Here is a 21,737-nt window from a genome sequence, read left to right as displayed (position 1 = left end):
GCTACCCGACGCTCGTGCCGACAAACGCCGCACGTGGTGGCGCACCGGCGTCACGGGAGTGGCGTCCGGCCGGCGGCCGCGGGTGGTGGCAGGCTGACGGAATGGATGAGACCCCGCTGCTGATCGTGGACGGCGCCAACGTGGTGGGCTCCCGCCCGAACGGGTGGTGGCGGGACCGGGCCGGCGCCGCCGCCCGGCTGCGTGACGCGCTGACGCCGGTGGCCTCCTCCGGCCTGCCGGACCGGCTCGCCGCCCCCGTGGAGGTGGTGCTGGTGGTCGAGGGGGCCGCGCGGGGCGTCCCCGGCACCGAGGCTGTGCGGGTGGTGTCGGCCGCCGGCTCGGGCGACGACACGGTGGTCGACCTGGTCGAGGGCGCTCCCCTGCGCCGCCGGCTGGTGGTCACCGCCGACCGGGAGCTGCGCGAGCGGGTCACCGCCCTGGGCGCCGAGGTGTACGGGCCACGCTGGCTCCGCGACACCCCCGCGGGCACCTGAGAAGCTCTCGCACTGGGACTCCCACAGAACGGACTCCCGGCACTTCCGGGCCGGAACGGGACACCCGGGCAGCAACACCGACAGGGCGGATGTTCTCCGGCGGTCGCCGATAGGCTCTAATAAAGACCTCCCCGCCCCCAGGAGGTTCCGCCGTGGCGAGCGTCGCCGAGCTGAAGGCTGCCATCGATGTCGCCCTCCAACAGATCGGGGACGGGCAGACAGCCGTGCAGGCGGCCGGCGAGAAGCTGGCCGAGGCGCAGCAGACCCTGGCCGGCGCGCTGGAGGGCAGCGGGCACGAGACGGTGGAGGCGGCCCAGGCGTCGCTGACCCAGGCCAGCCAGGAGCTGGAGGAGTGTCTCGCCGCGACACTGGTCGCGGTGGAGCAGGCGCAGCTCTACGTCGCCACGCTGTAGGCGACCATGTCCATCATCGAGGACGTCGGTGGGCAGGTCCGTGCCGCCAGTGAGGAGTTTCCGGTGGCCCTGCTCGGGCAGGCGCTGGAGAAGTTCGGCCTGGCCGCGGAGCGGCTGCGCTGGGTACGGCAGGAGTCGGCCAACCCGATGGGCGTGCCCGAGCTGTCCGCCGCCACCGAGCATGCCGAGACCGCCGGTTACGCGCTGCGGATGGCGCAGGAGCAGCTGTCGGCGTACCTGGCCGCGATCGGGCTGGCCGCGGACGGCGCGCCGCCGCCCCGCCCGCAGCAGCGCGAGCCCCGGCACGACGCGCCGCCGGCCGGCGGGCCCGCCAGCGTGGCTCCGGAGCCGGCCGAGCAGGTCCGGCTGCGCCGCTGGTGGTCGGTGCGGGTCGCGGAGCTGACCGGCGGACGCGAGGGCGGCGCCGACGAGCCCGACGAGCGGCTGGACGATTCCCAGGAGCTGCTGCGCCGGGTGGTGGGCGGCGTGCGCGCCGGCGACCGGGATCGGCTGCGCGCCGAGCTGCGCCGCGCGCCGGCCGACGTGGGCCTGGGAATGGCGGCGCTGGCGCCGCCGCTGCTGCGGGAGCTGGCCGGCGAGCTGCTGGGTCACCCGCCGCGCGCGGCCGACCTCGGCCGGCTGCGTGGGGAGCTGGACGGGCGGGTCCGCGACCTGCTGCCCGGGCTGCCGCCGCCGGTGTTGGAGACGCTGCTGACCCGGGTGTGCCGGATGCCGCCGCCTCGCGGGGCCGGCGAGCCGCCGCACGCCGCGGACTCCGCGGTGACGGCCGGCGTGGCGACCGGACTGCTGCTGGCCCGGCTCGGCCGGGACCTGCCCACCGCCGCCGGCTCGCAGCCCACCGCCGGACCGCGGGCCGCGACCGCCGAGCCGCCGGTCCGCGCCGGTCAGCCATCGGTGCTCCGGCGCGGCCAACTGGCCACCCGGGTGCGGGACACCCTCGCCGAGGCGCTGGGGGCCACCCGTACCCGGCTGTCCGCCGCGCAGGCCGACCTGACCGCCGCACGGGAGCGGCTGGCCCGGGTCCGCCGCGCGGCCGCCGCCGTACCGGAGCGGGTGGGCGGCCAGCGGGACCGCCGGCTGGCCGAGATCGACGCGCGGCACGCCGCGCGGATCGCCGAGCTGGCCCGGCACGCCGCCGACGCCGCCCGCCGGGAGGCCCCCGGCTGCGCGGCCGCCGAATGGCCGCAATGGACGCCCACGCCCACGCGCCGGGCCGAGCCGCCCGGCGCGCTGCGTGTCGGCACGGTCCGGCTCGACGACGTGGACCCGGTGCCCGCGCTGGTGCCGCTGCTCGACGCCGGGCACGTGCACCTCTCCGGGGACGACCGCGCCGGCTGCGACGCGGTGGTCGCCGCGCTGCTGCTACGGGCCGTCGGCCGCGCGGACCCGGGCGCGGTACGGCTGATCGGGTACGACCCGGAGCACCTCGGCGGCGGCCTGGCCGGGTTCGCGCCGCTGGGCACGGCGGGGCTGCTCACCTTCGTCGGCCCGGGCGGGCTGGGCCCGCTGCTGGACGACCTCGTCGAGCAGATCCGCCGGATCAACGAGACCGTGCTGGCCGGCGAGTACGGCTCGCTGCGGGAGCTGGCCGCGGCGACCGGCCGCCGTCCCGAACCATGGCGGGTGGCGGTGCTGCTCGGCGGCGACGAGCCGAACCGGCACGAGCGCGGGCAGCTCGACCGGGTGGTGCGGGCGGGTGCGGCGTGCGGGGTGCACCTGGTGGTCCGCGGCGTGCCGCTGCCGGAGGATCCGACGGTGACCCGGGTGGTCGCCGAGGCCTCCGGCACGCGGATCGGCGGTCCGGCCGGCCTGCCGGTCCGGCTGGACCCGCCACCTCCGGCGTCGCTGGTCACCGAGACCTGCCGGGAAGCCGCCGCCCGGGTGAACGCCGGCCCACCGCCGGCCCCGTTCGCCGACCTGCTGCCGCCGCCGGAGCTGATGTGGCGGGAGGACTCCGCAGCCGGGCTGACCGCCCCGATCGGCGAGGGCCCGCACGGCCGGCCGGTGCGGTTGACGCTGGGCGACTATCCGCCGCACGCGCTGATCGGCGGGCCGTCCGGCACCGGCAAGACCAACCTGATCTTCGCCTGGATCGGCGCGCTGGCGGCCCGCTACTCCCCCGCCGAGCTGGAGTTCTACCTGCTGGACTTCAAGGAGGGGGTGTCCTTCGCGCGGTTCGCGAAGGGCCGGCGCGATCCGAGCTGGCTGCCGCACATGCGGTTGGTCGGGATCAACGTGAACACCGACCGGGAGTTCGGGCTGGCGCTGCTGCGGTTCCTCGCCGAGGAGCTGCGCCGGCGGGCCGACGCGGCCAAGAAGCACGAGGTGACCAAGCTGGCCGAACTGCGCGCGGTCGACCCGACGGGACACTGGCCGCGGATCGTCGCGGTGGTCGACGAGTTCCAGATGCTGCTGGCCGGCCGGGACGTGGTCGCCCGGGAGGCGGCGGACCTGCTGGAGGACCTGGCCCGGCGGGGCCGGTCGCAGGGCATCCACCTGGTGCTCGCCTCGCAGGACGTACGCGGCATCGAGGCGTTGTGGGGCCGCCCGGCGCTGGTCGCCCAGTTCGCCCTGCGCATCGCGCTGCCCAAGGCGTTGCGGATCCTGGCCGAGCGCAACGACGCGGCACAGTCACTGCCCCGCTGGCACGCGGTCGTCAACGCCGAGTCCGGCATGGTGGAGGGCAACGAGACCGCCCGGATCCCGGCGGCCAGCGACTGGGAGACGTGGAGCGCCCTGCAGAACCGGCTGTGGCGGATGCGCCCGCCGGACGCGGCGCCGGCCCGGCTCTTCGACGGCGACGCGATTCCCCGGCTGGTGGAGGCCCCGGACTTCCGGGCGCTCGCCGCCCCGGCGGACGGGTCGGCGCCACGCACCCCGGTGGCCCTGCTCGGCGAGATCATCGACGTGCAGGCCCGCTCGGCGGCGCTGCGGCTGCCGCGCGCACCCGGGCGCAACCTCGCGGTGCTGGGCACCCGGGTGGACGAGGCGTGCGCGGTGCTGGACGCGGCCGCCCGGTCGCTGGCCCGCCAACACCCGCCCGGCACCGCCCGGTTCTCCATCGCCTGCCTGGACCCCGACGCCGACCCGATCGCCCGTGCCCTCTACGACGACCTGGCCGACGACGCCGCCTGGTACGACGAGGAGACCGTCGGCGAGCTGATGGCCGAGACCGCCGACGGGCTCACCGGGCCGGGCAGCCCGCACTACCTGCTGCTGTTCGCGGTGGACGCGGCAGCCGGGGCGCTGGCCGCGCGGGCGGGCCGCCGGACCGGTCTGGAGCAGCTGCGCCGGGTCCTGCACGACGGGCCGGAACGGCGGACCCACGTGCTGGCCTGGTGGCGGGGGGTGGCCCGGATGCGCGCCGACCTGGGCGGGCCGGCCGCCCGCACCGACCAGATCGGCGCCTGGGTGGCGCTGGACGCGCACGGCGGCGAGCTGGGCGCCTCGCTCTATCCGGGCACCGGCGGCCCCGACTGGTATCCCCGCCCGTGGCGAGGGCTCTTCTTCGACCGGGCGGTGCACCGCACCGGGCAAGTGATCATCCCCTACGGACCGACGCGATGAACCAACCGGTGGCCAGTGAGACGTACGCGGCGCAGCTGCGGCGGCTGGCGGAGCTGACCGCCCGGGTGCGCGAACAGCGCGCCGAGGCGCACACCTGGTACGACCGGCAGTGCGCGGCGGCCGACCGGGCCGTCGCCGACGCCGCCGAACAGGTGCGGCACGCGGAGGAGGAGCTGGTCGCGGCGCGCGAGGAGCAGGAGCGGGTGGACGCCGAGGTCGCGCACCTGTGGCAGGAGCTGCGCAAGCGTCTCGGTGCCGGGGCCCGCCGCCTCAGTGGCCCGCCCGCCCCGGCCGACGGTGGCTCGGCGGACCCGGTGCTGCTGCTCAGCCGGGCCCGCGATCTGCTCGACCGGGCCGGGCAGCCGGGCGAGCTGCCGGGCTCGGTCAACCCGCTGCTGGCGCTCTGCGGGGTGGCCGGCGCGGTGCTCGCGTACGGGCTGGGCGCCGGCGCGCGGGCGCTCGGCGTCGGGTACGGCGGCGACCTCGCGGTCGGGATGCCGGTGCTGGCGCTGGTGGTGACCCTGCTCGGGCCACTGGTCGGCCTGGTGCCGGCGCGGATGGTGGCCGACCGCCGGCACGCGGTGCTCGGGCCTCGGCCGATCACCATCGTGCTCGGCGCCGGCCTGCTCGCGACCGCGCTGCTGCTGGTGCTCGGCCGCTGACCTGGACCCTCCGGATCGGCGCGGATACCCGGGCGAGGTCGTCAACCCACAGCCACCCCCACCCGGATCGGTGGCCCGGTGCTCAGGCCGGGACCAGGACGGCCTCGCGCAGCAGCCGGCGGGCGAGGGTGACCCGGTCGGCGTCGTCGGGCAGCCCGGGCAGGTCACCGACCCGGACGACTCCACCGGTGAGCAGGGTGCGGACGGCGGGCTCGCAGTCGGCGGGCAGGGTGATGGCGCGGTCGAACAGCCGCAGCGCCACCGTGTCCGGCCCGTGCGGCGCGAGCTGCCAGCGCAGGCCCGGACGCGGGGTGAGCCGGGAGTCGGCGTTCAGCGTGGCCAATGCGCCGGCCTGGGCGAGCGGCCGGATCGGCGCCGGGCGGGCGGCCGGCCAGGCCCGCTGCCGCAGCCGCGCCGCGACGGCGCCCGGATCGGCGCGCAGCAGCCAGTCCCGCAGCGCCTCCACCGTCTCGGTCAGCTCCGGCTCGATGGCGTCCGGGTCGGCGACGTCGGTGCCGAACGGCAGGCTGGCCCGCAGGCGCTGGTCCTCGGCGGCGAGGGCGAGCAGCTCCTCGACCAGGGCGTACCGGGTCAACGCGCGGATGCCCACGGTCAGATGCAGCGAGCTGGCCTCCTGCGCCTGCGCGCTGTGCAGCCAGCCACGTGGCAGGTAGAGCGCGTCGCCGGGGGCGAGCACCACGTCCAGCGCGGCCCGGCCCTGCGCGGTGGCCCCGACCTCGTCGGCGCGGCCGCCCCAGGGCTGCTTCTCCAGCGGGTCCGGCAGCACCGGCGGGTGGATCCGCCAGTGTTTGCGACCGTCGACCTGGAGCACGAACACGTCGTGGGTGTCGTAGTGGGTGGCGAAGCCCTGGCTGCCCGCCGGGGTGAGGTAGGCGTTGATCTGCAACGGCTGGGTCAGCGCGAGACCCAGGTCGCGGGCGAAGTCGATCAGCGGCGGCCAGATGCGGTGCAGGCCCTGCAGCACCAGGGTGGCCCCGGCCGCGTACTGCTCCAGGACCCGCTCGTCGAGCACCTGGTCGCCGATCTCCGCGCCGGCGCCGCCGCCGCCGGTCCAGCGCGCCGCCGGCACGAGCTGCCCGTCCTTGGCGATGCGCAGGAAGGGGGTACGCAGACCGCGCCGGCTGAGCAGCTCGTCGGCGTCGGCGGGGCTGAACAGGTCGGTGAAACCGGCCGGGTCGGGCAGCTCGGCGGCGCGGGACAGCAGCGGGGTGTGCCCCCAGTGCGCGGCGGCGAACTTGGCCGGCTCGACCGAGACGCAGCGGGCCAGCGCGGCGGTGGCGGGCGCGGACGGAACCGCCGGGCGACCGTGGCCGCCCGGCGGGTCGAGATGCGTCATGGTGATGCCGTCAGCGGGCGCTGCCGTCGGCGCCGCCGTCCTGCTGGCCCGGGGTCGCACCGCCGTCCGCGGGGCCCTCGGCGCCACCATCGGCGCCACCGTCCTGCTGGCCGGGCGTCGCGCCGCCGTCGGCCGGGCCCTCGGCGCCGCCGTCCGCGCCACCGTCCTGGCGACCCGGGGTCGCACCACCGTCGGCCGGGCCCTCCAGGCCGCCGCCGCCCGTGGTCTGCATGTCGTCATCGTTGAGTGCCATCGGTACTCCCTCGGGTGTGCCGCCCCGCCGTACGCCGGGGTCCGTCGTGCTGCGGGTGGTACCCCACGCGCGATCTTCTCTAACCCACACCGTAGACGCCGAACCGGGGCGACACGGGCGGTTCACCGGCGCGCGGCCCGGTGCCAGGATGAAGGGATGATCCTGGTGGGCACCTCCGGCTGGCAGTACCGCGACTGGCGCGGCCGCTTCTATCCGCAGACGCTGCCGCAGCGGCTCTGGCTGGAGCACTTCGCGGCCGGGTTCGCCACCGTCGAGGTCAACAACGCCTTCTACCGGCTGCCCGAGCGGGACACCTTCGCCGCCTGGCGGGCCCGGACCCCCGCGGATTTCTGTGTGGCGGTCAAGATGAGCCGCTACCTGACCCACATCAAGCGGCTGCGCGACCCGGAGGAGCCGGTGGCCCGGTTCCTCGGCCGGGCGACCGCGCTCGGTGACCGGCTCGGCCCGGTCCTGCTGCAACTCCCACCGAACCTGCCGGCGAACGTCGACGCGCTCGACGCGACGCTGCGGCTGTTTCCGGCCGAGGTGCGGGTGGCGGTGGAGCCGCGGCACCCCTCGTGGTGGACCGACGCCACCCGCGGGGTGCTGGAGCGCCGGCGGGCGGCGCTGGTCTGGGCGGACCGGCTCGGCCGCCCGGTCGCCCCGCGCTGGCGCACCACCGACTTCGGCTACCTGCGGCTGCACGAGGGACGGGCCCGGCCCTGGCCCCGGTACGGTCGCACCGCGCTCGCCTCCTGGGTGCGCCGGCTGGCCGACGCCTTCGGCGCGGACGAGCCGGCGTACGTCTACTTCAACAACGATCCTGGCGGCGCCGCCATCGTGGACGCCGTCGCGTTCGCCGCCCTGGCCAGCCGGGCCGGCCATCCGGTGTCCCGGGTGCCGTCCGCACCGCCGAGGGACCCGGCCACCTCCGACGGCTGAGCCCGCCCGACGACGGTCGGGCGGGCCCACAGCGTCAGGACAGCCCGTCAGGGCAGCATCCGGGCCAGGTCCTTGGGCATGGTGTCCTTGACGTCCTGCCACTCGCCCTGGGTGACGTGTCGGCGCAGGGTGTCGAGCACCACCTGCGTCACCCGCTCGGCGCCGCCCTCGGCGTCGTACGGGAATCCCTGGCGCACCTCGTAGAGGAAGTCGTCCCGGTTGAGCTTGATCGGGACGTCCGCGGGGTTCCAGCCGTCGAAGTAGATCCCCCGGACCAGGATCGGCAGCTGCTGGGCGAACTCCACGCTCTCGTTCACGGGAAGCCGGTCCCGCAGCAGGTGCAGCACCGTGCGCAACGCCGCGTACGACTGGTTGCGTCGGTCCTTCGGCCAGCCGTAGGCGTTCTCGATGTCCTTGAGAATGAGGTTCGTCTTGTCCAGCGAGGACTCGAACGCCGAAATCATCGTGTCAGCCATCGGTCGACCCCCGTTCCGCGGTGTCCCACCGTTGGTCGTCGTTGCGCCGCGGCGGCCCCGCCGGGCCACGTCGGGCCCGTATCGGGCTGCCCTGCGGCGCGCGCCGGGCGTTGTCGGCCGTACCGACCACGTGCAGGACGGCGCCACGCCGTCTATCCGCCACCAGTCGAACCGTCATTCCCGTCACCTCCGTGTCGTCTCCGGCGCCGGCCGCCCTCACGACCGCACGCACCTGCCAGCCTGCCCGTCCGGTGGGTGACCCGGCCCCACCCCGAACGGGTGAGCCGGACGACGTTGCTCAACCCGCTCAGGCCGCTCAGTCCGCGCCGAGCAGCCCGGCCAGGGTCTTCGCGTTCGTCTGCGCGTAGTCGCGGTAGCAGTTGTTCATCAGCACGTGCGTCTGCCCGGCCTCGTCGGCCAGCTCGCGCAGCTTCGGCGCCCAGTCGGCCAGCTCCCGCTTGGAGTAGTGGTAGCCGAACTTCTCGTGGATGTCCTTGCTAGTCCACTTGTCGCTGTGGCCGTGGAAGCGCACAACGGCGAGGTCCGCGGTCGCGGCCAGCACCGGGGGCAACGACGAGCGGTGACCCTGCGGCATGTCCACGCAGACGTACGGCAGCCGGTGCTCGCGCAGGAAGGCGAGGGTCTCGTCGGCGTTGGCGCCGTCGAACCAGGAGGCGTGGCGGAACTCGTAGACCGGGCGCAGCGGCGCGCAGCGCTTCGCCACCTCCAGCAGGTACTGCTTGTTGTCCCGCTTGATGGTGAACCAGGGCGGGAACTGGAACAGCAGCGCTCCCAACTTGCCCACCTGGACCAGCGGGTCCAGCGCGGACAGGAAGCGCGTCCACACCTCCTCGTACGCCTGCGCGGGCAGGTCGTCGGGGTAGATGTTCTTCTTGTCGGTCTCCGGGCGCAGGTCCTTGTAGAGCGCGCTGACCCGCGTGGGATGACCGGTCAGCAGGCTGAACGCCTTGATGTTGAAGGTGAAGCCGTCCGGCGTGCGCTCGGCCCAGAGCCGCGCGGTCGCCTCGGCGGGCGGCGAGTAGTAGGTGGCGTCCACCTCGACCAGCGGAAACTGTCGGGCGTAGTACGCCAGCCGCTTCTCCGGCGTGTCCGCGGTCTGCGGATACCAGCCCGAGTCCAGCAGCGTGCGGTCGGTCCAGGAAGCGGTGCCCACGAGAATGTCACCCATGGGTGGAGTCCACCGTGTTCCGGACCGACCGGCAACCGCTGACAGTCGCTCAGGCCGCCCGCCGCTCGCGGGTCTGCTTGCAGGTCACGCAGGTGGTGGCGGACGGGAAGATCTCCAGCCGCTCCACCGGGATCGCCGCCGAGCAGCCTTCGCACCAGCCGTAGGTGCCCTCCGCGAGCCGGGCGAGGGCGTGCTCGTACTGGGCGCGGCGGTCGAGAATGGTGCGCAACAGGGACTGCGCGGTGTCACGCTCGGCCGTCTTGGTGCCGCTGTCGGCCTGGTCGTCACCCGCGGTGTCACCGACCTCCACCAGCCGCAGCACCTGGCTCTGCAGCACGGCCTGCTCGTACTCCGCGGAGAGCTCGTCGTAGCGCGCCTGGAGGGAGCGCCGGATCTCGTCGATCTCCGCCTGGGAACGACCCGTGTCGACCGTCTCATGGACGAGCATCGCTGCCTGCCTTTCCTGGGCCTGATCAAGGTGAACCGGGAAGCCGGCGGCACCTGGCCCCGGTCGCGGTCGCGTCTGGTGCGCGGGCGGTCACCCGCGCTCTGTGAGCCGGGCGAGTACCCGCCGGAACAGTCGATCAAACCGGCGAATTTTCGGCGGTTGTCAGGCGTCGGCGCCGGGCTCCACGAGCGCCGGTCGGCGGGGGTCGTCGGCCCGTACCACGACGTCGGCGAAGCTGGCCGGAACGACCTCCTCGGCGTACCGGTCGAAGGCCGGCAGGGTCCAGTCCTGGGCCGGTTCGGTACGCCGGCGCAGCGCCGCCGCGGACAGCTCCAGGTGGACGGTGATGTCGAAGGGCAGGCCGCCGCCGAGCAGCAGCGCGCCGCTGACCAGGACCACGCCGCCCGGTGGCAGGTCGACGTACCGGGCGCGGCTGGCCCGGTCGGCGGCGGCGTCCCAGAGCGAGGGGAGCAGTCGTCCGGTGCCGCCGGGGCCGGCCGGGTCGAGCACCTCCCGGCGTAGCCCGGCCTCGTCCACCCAGCCCTCGTAGTAGGCGTCCGGGTTGGTGCGGCCGAGTTCGAAGCGCAGCGACGCGGGGCGGAGGAAGTCGGTGGCGCGTACGTGCAGCACGGGTCGGCCCCGGGCGCGCAACGGTTCGACCAGCGCGGCGGCCAGCGCGTCCGGGCCGGCGGCGGGGGCGCCGTCCACGGCCACGCGCAGGCGCGCGGGCCCGGTGGCGGCGGTCGCGGCGCGGGTCGCGTCGTCGGCCAGCCGGCCGGTCAGCTCGGTGACGAGCAGGTCGGGCGAGATGGGGCGGATGCGCACCGGACCATCCTGCCCCGGGTCGGGCGGGACGGCGCCGCCGGTCAGCCGGTGCGGTCGATGGTGACGCGGGCGTCGTCGGCCAGCCGGTAGCCGACGCCGTAGACGGTGGTGACCAGGGGGACGTCGACGCCGACCTTGCCGCGCAGCCGGCGCACGTGCACGTCGACGGTGCGGACGCCGGCGTGCTCGTAGCCCCAGACGGCGTTGAGCAGTTGCAGCCGGGTGAAGACCCGCCGGGGGTGCGCGACCAGGTGCAGCAGCAGGTCGAACTCCAGCCGGGTCAGGGGCAGCGGCTCGTCGTCGCGCAGCACCGAACGAGACGAGGCGAGGATGTGCAGGGCCGGGATGGTCGGGCTCAGCGGCCTGGCCGGCGACCGGTTGGCCGGCACCGCGTCGGCGCGGCGTTCGACCGGGACGGAGTTGGTGATGACGGCCTCGCCCCGTTCCAGCAGCTCGCGGGCCGCCTCGAGCAGCCGGCGCGCCGGCGGGGTCAGCGACTCCTCGCAGGCCAGCGGAATGGACAGCGTCACGGTGAGCACGGGCGCGGCGGTGTTCGCCGGGCGGCGTTGGCCGCCCGGTGGCCGACCGGGCACCGCGGGTTGGGACGTATGCCATCCGGCGCGCGACGAAGCGGGGCTGACCGACATGGTCCTCCTTGGCTGGTCCGGGTATCTCCCCACGGCCCGGGACGCCGCTTCATCGATGCTTCCCGGCGTCCGGGCGAGGGTCAAGAGGCGGCTGCGTTGCATGAATGTGACAATTGACGAACACATAGGAGCCGTCTGCTCGCTCTGCGTACGCCGCCCGATGATTACAGCAGAGCCGCCAGGATGACCCGATACGGGGGTCCCCGCCCGGTTCCCCCGGGGCCGTTTCGCCGCCCGCGACGTTGAAAGTCGAGCGATGTTCAGCGGCTGCGGTCCACGGTGATCGGCGCCTCGTCGGCCAGCCGGTAACCCACGCCGTAGACGGTGGTGACGACCGGCACCCCGGTCAGCTTGGCGCGCAGTCGTCGGACGTGCACGTCCACCGTCCGGGCCACGGCGTGCTCGTAACCCCAGACGTTGGCCAGCAGCTGGAGGCGGGTGAAGACCCGGCGCGGTCGCTCGGCCAGGAACAGCAGCAGCTCGTACTCGATGCGGGTCAGCGGGACGACCCGGTCGCCCCGGCGGACGATCCGGGAGCCGGCCAGGATGGACACCTGGTCCGCGTCGATGGCGGCGGACGGCTCCGCGCGGTCGGTGGGAGCCGGTCGCGGCTCCCGTGGAAGATCGTCGACCGCGCGCAGTCGGCCCTCCCCCGCCTCGGCCAGCTCGCCGAGCAGCTGGACCAGCCGGGCCAGCCGTGGGCTCAGCGGCCCCGGGGCGAGGTCGAGGGTGATGGTAAGGCTCGGGACGGCGCGTGGGCGGGCGGGTGCGGCCCGGTCGGGACGACGTGCCGAATGGGGGCGCGAGGGGATGGCGACGACGGACATGATGCCTCCTGAGTGGCGGTACGCCCGCCACGCCCGGTGCGGCGTGGCGGTCAGCGGCGCGCCGGGCCGGCGGTGACCGGCGGCGCGAGGGGGGACGCTCGGTGCAGCGGGGTCGGGCCGAGGGCGGGCAGACCGGCGATCCGCCAGGCGGCGAATCCACCGAACACGTCGGTGGCGCGGTGCAGGCCGATGTCCCGCAGGGCGGCGGCGGCCAGCGACGAGGTGTAGCCCTCCTGGCAGAGGATCACCACGGGCACGTCGTAGTCGACCGCCTGCGGCAGGCGGGCCGGGCAGCGCGGGTCGAAGCGCCACTCCAGCACGTTGCGCTCGATCGCGAGCGAGCCCGGGACGATGCCGTGCGCGGCCCGCTGAGCGGCCGGCCGGATGTCGACCAGCAGCGCGCCGGCCCGGTACGCGAGGTGCGCCCGCTCCGGGTCGAGCCGGTCGAGCCGGGCACGCGCGGCGGCCAGGATCTCGTCGATGCCCCGGGATCCCGGCGCGGCACGGGGGCGGGACAGCGCTCGGCGGTCATCTGCATTCTCGGTTCCTTCCGGTGCTGGGGGGTGGGTGCTGGCTGCCCGGCGGTCACCAGGACCGGCCGGCCTCGGCGACCTCGGCGACGCGCAGCCGACCGTCGAGGAGGTGGTAGCGGGTCATCCGGCGCAGCGCCGGCCGGTAGACGTGCACGCTGACCGCCGGCGTCGCGCCCCGGTTGGTCACCGCGTGCACGTGCCGGGGACCGAAGCGGCGACCGGCCCCGGTGGGCAGCAGGCGCGGGCGCAACCGACCGCCGCCGACCGTCTCCTCGGTGAGCGCCCCGGCGACGACCCGGAACGCCCCGGCGGAGCCGCCGTGATCGTGCAGGCCGGTGCCCTGGCCGGGCAGCCAACTCAGCGCCCACACCTCGTGCTCGGCGTCGGCGGCCAGCCGGGCGTACCAGCGTTCGGCGGGATCGAAGCGCAACGCCACCGGCCAGGTGGCCGGATCGGCCCAGCGGGTTGCGAGGGCGAGCAGGTCGGGCTCCGGACGGTGGTGGCTCATGACGGTCCTCGCGGGTCGTTCGGCGGGTGCCCCCGTACTCTAGCCGGCAAACCCTATAGGTTTAGTAGGCAATTCCACCTGTCGGGACGCCGGCACGACCGCGGCCGGCTCAGCGCAGGATCGGCGGCTCCACCCGGTAGCCGGGCAGCGACGGCCACCGCACGGTCAGCACCACGGAGGCGAACTCGGCGTACCAGGAGTGGTCCACCCCCCGGGCCCACACCACGTAGTCGCCCGGCGCGGCCAGGCGCACCGTCCGGTCCGGAAGCTCCACCCGGAACCGTCCCTCGACCAGCACCAGCAGCGTGGTCCGCCGTTCACCGGTCGCCCACCGCGAGCGGGCCTCCCCGGGCGGGTGCACACCCCACTTCACCTCGACGTCGGTGCTGTGCAGGACCTCCCCCGGCGGCGCGAAGTGCCCGAGCAGCCAACCCGCGTTGCCGGCGCCGTCGACACCGGCGTTGCCCACGTACACCGTCTCACCCATCGGACCCCACCCCACCGCGCACCGGCCGAGCAACCTATCAGGGCCCCGGCGACTAACCTGGACCGGTGACCGAGGACCTCGACGCCGAGACGCTGGCGTTCGCGCACCGGATGTTCGACCTGGCACGCGCCGGCTCCACGGAGGAGCTTGCCGCGCAGGTCGACGCCGGCCTGCCGGTGAACCTGACCAACGACAAGGGCGACACGCTGCTGATCCTGGCCGCGTACCACGCGCACCCGGCCACGGTCGCCGCCCTGCTGGATCGCGGCGCGGACCACTCCCGGAGCAACGACCGGGGCCAGACGGCGCTGGCCGCCGCGGTCTTCCGCAGCAGCACCGAGGCGGTCCGCGCGCTGCTCGCCGCCGGCGCCGACCCGGAGCACGGCAACCCGTCCGCGGCGGAGACGGCGCAGTTCTTCGACCTGCCGGAGATGACGGAGCTGCTGCGGGCCGGCTGACACCAGCCCCGCGGGGCCGGTATACAGGGTCGGTGGAAGATCCCCTGCCCGAGCAGATGCGCGCCGCCGGCACCGCGCTGCTGGCCGCGCTCGACCCTGCGGCGCGCGACCAGGCCGTGCACCCGTTCGACGACGAGGCGGCCCGGCGCTGGCTGGAGTACCGGCCCCGGCCCCGCCCCGGCGCCTGCCTCGCCGAGCTGGACATCGCCGGGCGCAAGGCCGCGCACCGGCTGCTGGCCACCGCGCTCAGCCCCTCGGCGTACGCGCAGGCGATGGCGATCGTCGCGCTGGAGGAGGTGCTGGACCGGGCCGAGGGCTGGGGACGGGGGCGGCACAGCGGCGACTACTGGGTCGCGGTGTTCGGCGATCCCGCGCGCGACGACCGCTGGGCGTGGCGGCTGGAGGGCCACCACCTGTCGGTCAGCATGACGGTGGTGGACGACCAGGTCTCCCCCGCCCCGATCTTCTTCGGCGCCAACCCGGCCGCGGTCCGGTACGCCGGCCGGCCCGTCTCCCGCCCGCTTGGTCCCGAGGAGGACCTGGCCCGCGCGCTGCTCGACGCGCTCGGCCCGGCCGAGCGGGCCGCCGCGATCATCGCCGACGACGCCCCGGCGGACATCGTCAGCGCCACCCGCGGGCGGGTTGACGGCCCGTTCGAGCCGCTCGGCGTGCCGGCGAACCGGCTCGGGCCCACCGGCCGGGCGCTGCTGGACCAGGTGGTCGCGCTCTACCTGGACCGGCTGTCACCGGAGCTGGCGGTTCGGGAGGCCCGCCGGCTCGACGGCGGCCAGCTGCACTTCGCCTGGGCCGGCCCGACCCGTGCCGGGCAGCGGCACTACTACCGGGTGCAGGGCGACGACCTGCTGATCGAGTACGACAACACCGCCGAGGACGGCAACCACGCGCACACCGTGCTCCGCCGCCCGGCGAGCGACTTCGGCGCGGACGTCCTGGCCGCCCACCACCGGACCCACCCGCACTGACCCGGTCCGGTCCTCGTGATCGGCGGGGCGGGGCGGTCAGGGGCGGGTCGCTTCGATGAGGAAGCGCTGGGCGTGGGCCTGGAAGGGACCCTCGGTGGTGATGCGGTGGTGCAGGGCGAGCAGCTGCGGACGGTAGCGGTCCACGGTGAAGCCGGGCACGGTCCAGATCACCTTGCGCAGGAACCACACCACCGCGCCGACGTCGTGGAAGACGGCCCGCAGCGTGGCCCGGCGCAGATCGACGACGATCAGACCGGCGGCCCGGGCGGCGGCCACCGCCTGCTCCGGGTGCCGCTGGGTCGGCGGCGGCAGCGGGCCGAGCATCGCCTCGCTCACCTCCCGCATGGTGCCCGCCCCGATCTGCTGGGACAGGAACGTCCCACCGGGACGCAGCACGCGGGCGGTCTCCGCCCAGTCGGTGTGGACGGGATGCCGGCTGACCACCAGGTCGAAGGAGGCGTCGCGGAACGGCAGCGGCGCGGCCGGGGCCACCGCCACGACCCGCGCACCGACCCGCCGCAGGGTACGCCGGGCGACCTCCACGTTGGGTGGCCACGCCTCGGTGGCCGTCAGCAGCCGTGGTGGCCGGGGCACCTCGGCGAGCACCTCGCCGCCGCCGGTGTCCACGTCCAGCGCCGCGTCGGCGTGCGCCATCCGGTCGGCGACCAACCGGGCGTACCGCCAGGGTGGGCGTTCCTCGGTGGCCCGACCGGCCAGCCAGTCGAAAGCCCAGCCGTCGACCGGCGCGGCGGCCGCCTCCGCGATCAGATCCTCGACGTCGCGCGCAGTTTCCACGGCGACCAGCCTCGCCGGACGCCCGTACCGCCGGCAACGCATTTGCCGCCGCACCCGGCACGCGCGGCTGGCCCGTCGCATGGTGATCCACTCGGTATCGCCGACATCGGGGCATCCGTCGGCCGGGACACCGCGACATCGCCGATACCGAGTTGATCAACCAGCAGGGGCGCGCGGCCCGGATCCAGCGGGCGGGCGGCCCGGTCACCCCGCCGAGCGCGTCGAACGTGCCCACCTCGGCGCGGCGGCGCGCGTCGAACTGGCGCATCAGCCGGGCGCCCAGGTGCACGCCGACCCCGCCGACGGCCAGCGCGACCAGCTCGGTGACGAGCATCGCGACCGACGCGCCGCGCTGCGGGGACTGCGCCCGGATCAGGCAGGTGAGCAGGAACATGGCGGCCATCGTCGCGTTCACCAGGTTGAAGGCGACGGCGGTGCGGCGGGTGCGGTCACCCGGTACGTCCCACAGGTCGACCATGCCGGCGACCGCGGTCATCGCGGCGGCGAACAGGGCGGCGACGCTGGTCCAGTAGCCGACCTCGCCGAGGAAGGCCGGCCCACCGATGACGTCGGTGAGATCGAAGATGGTGGCGCTGACGAAGAGCCCGAGCGGGAACGTCACCAGCATCGGTTGGATGGGGTGCCCCTGCACGCGCAGCCGGCTCTGCATCGGTCCTCCCCCGGGTCGGCGCAGCTCACCAGTACCAGAGTGCTACCCGAGGTCTGCAACGGCGAAACAGGGACGACCGACTCGCCACCGACCGGGAGAACGGGCACCGCGGTCGGATCAGTTGTCGCGTTGCCGCGAGACCGTCCGGACCAGCCGCTCCGCCACCTCGCGCAGCGGGATGGCCAACGAGGACGCGGCCGTGCGCAACACCTCCAGCGCCTCGGCCGGCGGGCACCCGCGCTGCGTCATGATCACGCCGATGGCCTGACCCACCACTCCCTCGTGCAGCAGCGAGGCGTCCCGCTCGCCGGCGAGCGCGAGCTGGCGGCTTCGGTCCCGGACGGCGGCCAGCAGCAGGCCGGCGTGCTCGGCCAGCAGCATCGCGGTCAACTGGTGCTGGGGGGTGAGCAGATCCGGCGCGGCCGCGTACAGGTTGATCGCCCCGATCACCTGGTCGTCGATGTCCACCGGCGCGGAGATCACGCCGCGGACGCCGAGGTCGCGGGCGCGCGCCGTCCAGGCCGGCCAGCGGGGCTCCCCGGCCAGGTCCACGGCGAGGATCATCTCCCGCCGCCGGATCGCGCTCATCGCCGGCGAGTCGGGCCCGTGCCGCAGGTCGTCCAGGCCGGCCAGCCGCTCGTCGGAGGCCGCCGCCCCGGCGGGCTCGCCGGCGCGCAGGGCGGTGAACCCGCACCAGCGCACGCCGGGCACCGCGTCCCGGGTGACCCGCACCAGCGCCAGCAGCGCCTCATCGAAATCGGTCAGCGTGATCAGGCCGGCGGTCAGCTCGCGCAGCAGCGCGGCAGTCTCCAGTACACCGAGGCTCTGCAGCATCGGCTCCCGCGTGTCCAGGTTCACCGGTCCGCAGCCCCCGTACGCCCCCGCGCTTGCTCGGCGAGCATCGTCACCTGTGTCATCGTCTGCTCTCTCCCGACTGGACCGACCAGCCCTACTACCCTCGCAAAGCCGGGTCGAAACGGCGTAAATCGGGGCCCCTGCGGCGCGCGGATGCGCTACAGGGACCCCGGAAGCCGCTGAACCGACGCTCAGCGCGAGGCGCCGCTGAGCCGCCGCCCGATCGACGCGATCAGCCGGTCGAGCTCGGAGCCGAACGGGTTGTCGTGCACCAGGTAGGTCCACGTCGCGGTCGGGCGGACCAGAGCGCCGTCGTCGGCCTGCCAGTCCTCGTCGAATTCGGTCTCGGCGAAGGTGGCGAGGGTGCGCGCCTCGATCTCCGGGATTAGGTTGTTGAACGCCGGCACCGCGGCCCGGTGGAACTCGTCCAGCGGGTCGAGCCGGCCCAGCGCCCGCAGGTGCACGCCCTCCCGGACCTCGGACAGCTCGGCCAGGTGCTCGGCCCAGAGCCGGTCCACGTGGTAGAGCGCGATCGACCGGGCCGCCCGGGCGAGCAGGTCCTCGTCCATCTCGCCGGCCTTCTCGGGCATCTTGTCCAGCAGCATCAGGGCGGCCACGTCGCTGGTCAGCAGCCGTTCCCGACGCTCGGCCAGGGCCTTGCGCTGCTGCTCGATCACCACGCTGTAGCGCCAGGTGTTGCGGTGGATCTCGTGGTTGACGCCCTCGGCGACACGCTGGGCGTGCTCCACCGCGTAATCCACCTCGTCGTCGGTGACCAGGCCGTCCGCGTTCATCCGCGGGGACGCCGGCACCGCGTCGGCGGCGTGCCGGACGACCAGGTCGTCTTCCAGGCTGACGAAGAACACCGAGCCGCCCGGGTCGCCCTGTCGGCCGGCCCGGCCGCGCAGCTGGTCGTCCACCCGGCGGCTGTCGTGCCGGCCGCTGCCGATCACGTAGAGACCGCCCAGCTCGGCCACCCGCTCCTGGTCGGCCTGGTCGCTGCCGCCGAGCCGGATGTCCACGCCCCGGCCGGCCATCTGGGTGGAGACCGTCACCGCCCCGTACGCGCCGGCCTCGGCGATGATCGCCGCTTCCTCGTCGTCGTTCTTGGCGTTCAGCACCACGCAGGGCACCCCGGCCGCGTTCAGCCCGGCGGCCAGCCCCTCGGACTCCTTGACGTCCAGCGTGCCGACCAGCACCGGCCGCCCCACCTCGTGGCAGCGGCGGATCTCGTCGATCAGCGCCTCGTCCTTCTCCGCCCGGGTGGCGTAGATCCGGTCCGGCTCGTCCTCGCGCACGCACGGGGTGTTCGGCGGGATCACCGCCACCTCAAGGTTGAAGAACTCCCGCAGCTGGTCGCCGACCAGCACCGCGGTGGCGGTCATCCCGCAGACCCTCGGATAGAGCGCGATGTACGCCTGCATCGCGATGGTGCCCAGCACCTCACCCTCGGCGGTGGCGTCCAGGCCCTCCTTGGCCTCGACCGCCGCCTGGAGCCCGTCCGGCCAGCGGCGGCGCTGGGCCACCCGACCGCGCATCTCGTCGATCAGCTCGACCGAGCCGTCCCGGACGATGTAGTCCACGTCGCGGTGCAGCAGGGCGTGCGCGTGCAGCGCCACGTTGACCGCGGAGAGCTGCGTGACGTGCTCCTCGTCGTACAGGTCGATGCCGAGCTTGGCCTCGACGGCGGCCAGGCCGGCGGCGGTGAAGGCCACGCTGCGCCCGTCCTCGGGGATCGTGTAGTGCTTGCCCTTGCGCAGCCCGCGCACCAGCGCGGCGGCGGCGTGCACCGGGTCCTGCTCGCCCGGCACCGAGCCGGCGAGGACCATCGGCACCCGGGCCTCGTCGATCATGATCGAGTCGGCCTCGTCCACGATCGCGGTGGCCAGCGGCGGCTGCACCCGGTCGGCCACGTCGGTGACCAGCTGGTCGCGCAGGTAGTCGAAGCCCGCCTCGCTGACCGAGACGTAGGTGACGTCGCAGGCGTACGCGTCGCGCCGCTCCTGCGGGCTGGACGCCTCGTTGACCCAGCCGACCCGCAGGCCGAGCAGGGTGTAGACCGGCTCCATCCACTCGGCGTCGCGGCGGGCCAGGTAGTCGTTGACGGTCAGCACGTGCACCGGCCCGTTGCCGAGCCGGACGTGCCCGTACGCGGCGATCGTGGCGGTCAGGGTCTTGCCCTCACCGGTGGCCATCTCGGCGACCTTGCCCGACAGCAGCGCCATCGCGCCGAGCAGCTGCACGTCGTACGGCCGCTGGTCGAGGCCGCGGCGGGCGGCCTCGCGGCCGACCGCGCAGATCTCCTCGTAGCCGGTCGCCGCACTGGCGGCCTCGGTCAACCCGGCGTCGTCCAGCGCGGCGAGGTCAGCCTCGCGCGCCTCGATCGCCGGCAGCAGCTTCTCCAGCGGAGCAAGATCCACCGTCGAGCCCGGGCGCTGGAGGAAACGCCGGAACTTGCTCTTGAACCGTTGCGACACACCCATGAGCGGCAACGGTACGCGATTCCGGCCGGCTTTTGCCGCCCGGTCGCCCGGCCGGCGGGCGGCATGTCGAAGCCGGCGCTGTCGGGTCAGCCGACCAGCAGCTGGTGGGTGGCCAGCTCCCGGTAGAGCGGGTCGGTGGCGGTCAGCTCGGCGTGGGTGCCCACGGCTACCACCCGACCGCCGTCGAGAACGACGATCTGGTCGGCGTCGACCACGGTGGCGAGCCGGTGCGCCACGATCAACAGTGTCCGGCGGACGGCGACCGCGTCGATGGCGCGCCGCAGCGCGATCTCGTTGCGCGCGTCGAGGTTGCTGGTCGGCTCGTCGAGCAGCAGCACCGGCGGGCCGGCCAGCAGCGCCCGGGCGATGGCCAGCCGCTGCCGCTCGCCCCCGGAGAGCAGCACGCCACCCTCGCCCACCTGGACGTCCAGGCCCTGCGGGGAGCGGTGCGCCAGATGAGCCAGGTTGACCTTGTCGAGGACCTCGTGCAGTCGGTCGTCGGTGGCGTCCGGGGTGGTGATCAGGAGGTTCTCCCGCAGCGTGCCGGCCAGCACCGGGGCCTCCTGCTCGACGTAGCCGAGCTGGGCCCGCAGCAGGTCGCGGGGTAGCTCCCGCACGTCCGTGCCGTCCAGCCGCACGGCGCCGTCGCTCACCTCGTAGAAGCGCTCGACCAGGGCCAGCAGGGTCGACTTCCCGGCGCCGGAGGGGCCCACCAGGGCGGTGCGGGTGCCGGCCGGCACCGCGAAGCTCACCTCGCGAAGCACCGGTTCGCCGCCCGGGTAACCGAACCCCACCCGGTCGAACTCGATCATCGGGGCGGGGTGGCGCGGGGTCGTCGTTCCGGCGGTCTCCACCGGCCGGTCCGCCGCGCCCTCCGCCGGCACCGCGAGGATCTCCTCGATCCGTTGCAGCGCGCCCAGGCCGGTCTGCAGCTGGGTGTACGCGCGCAACACCTGGGCCAGCGGCAGGGCCAGGAAGAACAGGTACATGACGAAGGCGACGAGGTCGCCGACGGTGATCGCGCCGGCGGCCACCCGGGCCCCGCCGATGCCGAGCACCAGCAGGAAGGCGCCCTGCACGGTGACCGAGCCGATCGGCCCGACGACCGCCTGCACCCGGGCCACCCGCAGCCCCGCCCCGTACGCCGCTCGGGCGCTGCCGGTGACGGTGTCCGCCTCGCGGGACTCGGCCCGGCTGGCCCGGATGGTCCGGGCCGCCGAGATGGCGCGCTCCACCGCCGAGGTCATCTCGCCGATCCGCTCCTGGGCGGCACGGGCCAGCGCCCGGACCCGCCGGGCGAAGGTGGCCGCGAAGCCCAGCCCCAGCCCCACGCCGACCAGGGTGACGCCGAACAGCAGCGGATCGAGCAGCACCATCGCCGTGCCCGCGCCGACCACCATCACCGCCCCGGTGACCGTCTCGAAGAGCCCGGAGGTGACCACCGCGCGCAGCAGGGTGGTGTCCGACCCGACCCGGGAGAGCAGGTCGCCGGTGCGCCGGCGGTCGTACTCGGCGATGGGCAGCCGCAGCAGGTGCCCGGCCAGCCTCCGCCGGGTGCCCAGCACCAGCCCCTCGGCGGTGCGCTGCAGGAGGTAGTCGCGCAGCCCGCCGATCGCCGCGCCGAGCACCACCAGCACCACCAGCACCGCCACCAGCTCGGTCACCGCCTGGCCCGCGCCCACCCGGTCGAGCACCGACCGGGTGAGCAGCGGCTGGGCGAGCGACGCCGCCGCACCGGCCAGCGACAGGACGCCCACCACGGCGAGCGTGCCGCGGTGTTCCCGCAGGTACGGCAGCAGCGCGGCCAGGCCGACGGGCCGGGCGTCAGGGGTGCTCATGGCGGG

Annotated in this window: 21 protein-coding genes and 2 pseudogenes; 7 read left to right on the top strand and 16 right to left on the bottom strand. The window is 75.0% G+C overall.

Translation table 11 applies throughout. From position 1 onward, the window contains the following. Window positions 1-101 precede the first annotated feature (101 nt). The 4 genes from EAD89_RS02900 to EAD89_RS02880 all read left to right on the top strand — a co-directional run bounded on the left by EAD89_RS02900 (window position 102) and on the right by EAD89_RS02880 (window position 5,157). Window positions 102-494, top strand: a complete 393-nt coding sequence (locus EAD89_RS02900; protein WP_121674590.1) for a hypothetical protein — start codon at window positions 102-104, stop codon at window positions 492-494. A gap of 152 nt (window positions 495-646) precedes the next feature. Then, complete coding sequence (locus EAD89_RS02895) at window positions 647-907, top strand: hypothetical protein (RefSeq protein WP_030504016.1); 261 nt, start codon at window positions 647-649, stop codon at window positions 905-907. 915 nt (window positions 908-1,822) lie between these two features. Then, entirely contained in the window at window positions 1,823-4,495 is a 2,673-nt protein-coding gene (locus EAD89_RS02885) for an FtsK/SpoIIIE domain-containing protein (RefSeq protein ID WP_121674601.1), read from the top strand. Next, a complete protein-coding gene (locus EAD89_RS02880; protein ID WP_121674589.1) occupies window positions 4,492-5,157 on the top strand; it encodes a hypothetical protein in 666 nt (221 codons plus the stop codon). Before EAD89_RS02885 ends, EAD89_RS02880 begins: the two co-directional genes overlap by 4 nt. 82 nt (window positions 5,158-5,239) lie before the next feature. On the opposite strand, the gene EAD89_RS02875 is transcribed toward EAD89_RS02880, so the two are convergent. Together EAD89_RS02875 and EAD89_RS02870 are read right to left on the bottom strand one after the other, a co-directional pair. Next, window positions 5,240-6,514 carry a cupin domain-containing protein gene (locus tag EAD89_RS02875; protein ID WP_121674588.1) on the bottom strand — a complete coding sequence of 425 codons (1,275 nt, stop codon included), beginning with the start codon at window positions 6,512-6,514 and terminating at the stop codon, window positions 5,240-5,242. 16 nt (window positions 6,515-6,530) lie between these two features. After that, a pseudogene (locus EAD89_RS02870) lies at window positions 6,531-6,767 on the bottom strand (hypothetical protein); the annotation flags it as partial. 156 nt (window positions 6,768-6,923) lie between these two features. Here EAD89_RS02870 and EAD89_RS02865 point away from each other — a divergent pair. After that, window positions 6,924-7,709: a DUF72 domain-containing protein gene (locus EAD89_RS02865; RefSeq protein WP_121674586.1), complete on the top strand. Its 786-nt coding sequence runs from the start codon at window positions 6,924-6,926 to the stop codon at window positions 7,707-7,709. Window positions 7,710-7,756: 47 nt separating this feature from the next. Here the strand turns inward: EAD89_RS02865 and EAD89_RS02860 are convergent, their stop codons facing one another. The 9 genes from EAD89_RS02860 to EAD89_RS02815 form a co-directional block, all read right to left on the bottom strand. Continuing rightward, window positions 7,757-8,185 (bottom strand): DUF2267 domain-containing protein, encoded by a 429-nt coding sequence (locus EAD89_RS02860; RefSeq protein ID WP_121652163.1) that lies wholly within the window; start codon window positions 8,183-8,185, stop codon window positions 7,757-7,759. Window positions 8,186-8,501: 316 nt separating this feature from the next. Beyond that, window positions 8,502-9,374, bottom strand: coding sequence for a DUF72 domain-containing protein (locus tag EAD89_RS02850; RefSeq protein ID WP_121674585.1), 873 nt, complete (start codon window positions 9,372-9,374; stop codon window positions 8,502-8,504). Window positions 9,375-9,423: 49 nt separating this feature from the next. Then, window positions 9,424-9,822: a TraR/DksA C4-type zinc finger protein gene (locus EAD89_RS02845; RefSeq protein ID WP_121652166.1), complete on the bottom strand. Its 399-nt coding sequence runs from the start codon at window positions 9,820-9,822 to the stop codon at window positions 9,424-9,426. A gap of 162 nt (window positions 9,823-9,984) precedes the next feature. Continuing rightward, window positions 9,985-10,647, bottom strand: coding sequence for a uridine kinase (locus EAD89_RS02840; RefSeq protein WP_121674584.1), 663 nt, complete (start codon window positions 10,645-10,647; stop codon window positions 9,985-9,987). A 41-nt stretch (window positions 10,648-10,688) separates the two neighbouring features. Next, entirely contained in the window at window positions 10,689-11,294 is a 606-nt protein-coding gene (locus EAD89_RS02835; protein ID WP_121674583.1) for a winged helix-turn-helix domain-containing protein, read from the bottom strand. 260 nt (window positions 11,295-11,554) lie between these two features. Next, complete coding sequence (locus tag EAD89_RS02830) at window positions 11,555-12,121, bottom strand: winged helix-turn-helix domain-containing protein (protein ID WP_121674582.1); 567 nt, start codon at window positions 12,119-12,121, stop codon at window positions 11,555-11,557. Window positions 12,122-12,171: 50 nt separating this feature from the next. After that, window positions 12,172-12,474 (bottom strand): rhodanese-like domain-containing protein, encoded by a 303-nt coding sequence (locus EAD89_RS31305; RefSeq protein ID WP_368666331.1) that lies wholly within the window; start codon window positions 12,472-12,474, stop codon window positions 12,172-12,174. A 232-nt stretch (window positions 12,475-12,706) separates the two neighbouring features. Beyond that, window positions 12,707-13,162 carry a cysteine dioxygenase family protein gene (locus EAD89_RS02820; protein ID WP_121674580.1) on the bottom strand — a complete coding sequence of 152 codons (456 nt, stop codon included), beginning with the start codon at window positions 13,160-13,162 and terminating at the stop codon, window positions 12,707-12,709. Between the two features lie 109 nt (window positions 13,163-13,271). Further along, complete coding sequence (locus EAD89_RS02815) at window positions 13,272-13,649, bottom strand: signal peptidase I (protein WP_121652266.1); 378 nt, start codon at window positions 13,647-13,649, stop codon at window positions 13,272-13,274. Between the two features lie 65 nt (window positions 13,650-13,714). On the opposite strand from EAD89_RS02815, the gene EAD89_RS02810 reads away from it, so the two are divergent. Next, window positions 13,715-14,107: an ankyrin repeat domain-containing protein gene (locus EAD89_RS02810; RefSeq protein WP_121674579.1), complete on the top strand. Its 393-nt coding sequence runs from the start codon at window positions 13,715-13,717 to the stop codon at window positions 14,105-14,107. A gap of 32 nt (window positions 14,108-14,139) precedes the next feature. Next, a complete protein-coding gene (locus EAD89_RS02805; protein ID WP_199733389.1) occupies window positions 14,140-15,090 on the top strand; it encodes a DUF3500 domain-containing protein in 951 nt (316 codons plus the stop codon). Window positions 15,091-15,126: 36 nt separating this feature from the next. On the opposite strand, the gene EAD89_RS02800 is transcribed toward EAD89_RS02805, so the two are convergent. The 5 genes and pseudogenes from EAD89_RS02800 to EAD89_RS02780 form a co-directional block, all read right to left on the bottom strand. Beyond that, a complete protein-coding gene (locus EAD89_RS02800) occupies window positions 15,127-15,885 on the bottom strand; it encodes a methyltransferase domain-containing protein (protein ID WP_233578126.1) in 759 nt (252 codons plus the stop codon). A 319-nt stretch (window positions 15,886-16,204) separates the two neighbouring features. Beyond that, window positions 16,205-16,513 (bottom strand): annotated as a pseudogene (locus EAD89_RS31300) (DUF2231 domain-containing protein); the annotation flags it as partial. 159 nt (window positions 16,514-16,672) lie between these two features. Further along, entirely contained in the window at window positions 16,673-17,413 is a 741-nt protein-coding gene (locus EAD89_RS02790) for a GAF and ANTAR domain-containing protein (protein ID WP_121674576.1), read from the bottom strand. 188 nt (window positions 17,414-17,601) lie between these two features. Beyond that, window positions 17,602-19,893 carry an accessory Sec system translocase SecA2 gene (gene secA2 / locus EAD89_RS02785; RefSeq protein ID WP_121674575.1) on the bottom strand — a complete coding sequence of 764 codons (2,292 nt, stop codon included), beginning with the start codon at window positions 19,891-19,893 and terminating at the stop codon, window positions 17,602-17,604. Window positions 19,894-19,979: 86 nt separating this feature from the next. Beyond that, a complete protein-coding gene (locus EAD89_RS02780; RefSeq protein WP_121674574.1) occupies window positions 19,980-21,731 on the bottom strand; it encodes an ABC transporter ATP-binding protein in 1,752 nt (583 codons plus the stop codon). Window positions 21,732-21,737: the final 6 nt, after the last annotated feature.

It is taken from the genome of Micromonospora sp. BL4, from assembly GCF_003667505.1.
Taxonomy (GTDB): domain Bacteria; phylum Actinomycetota; class Actinomycetes; order Mycobacteriales; family Micromonosporaceae; genus Micromonospora.
This window is presented reverse-complemented; position numbering and strand designations above follow the sequence as displayed.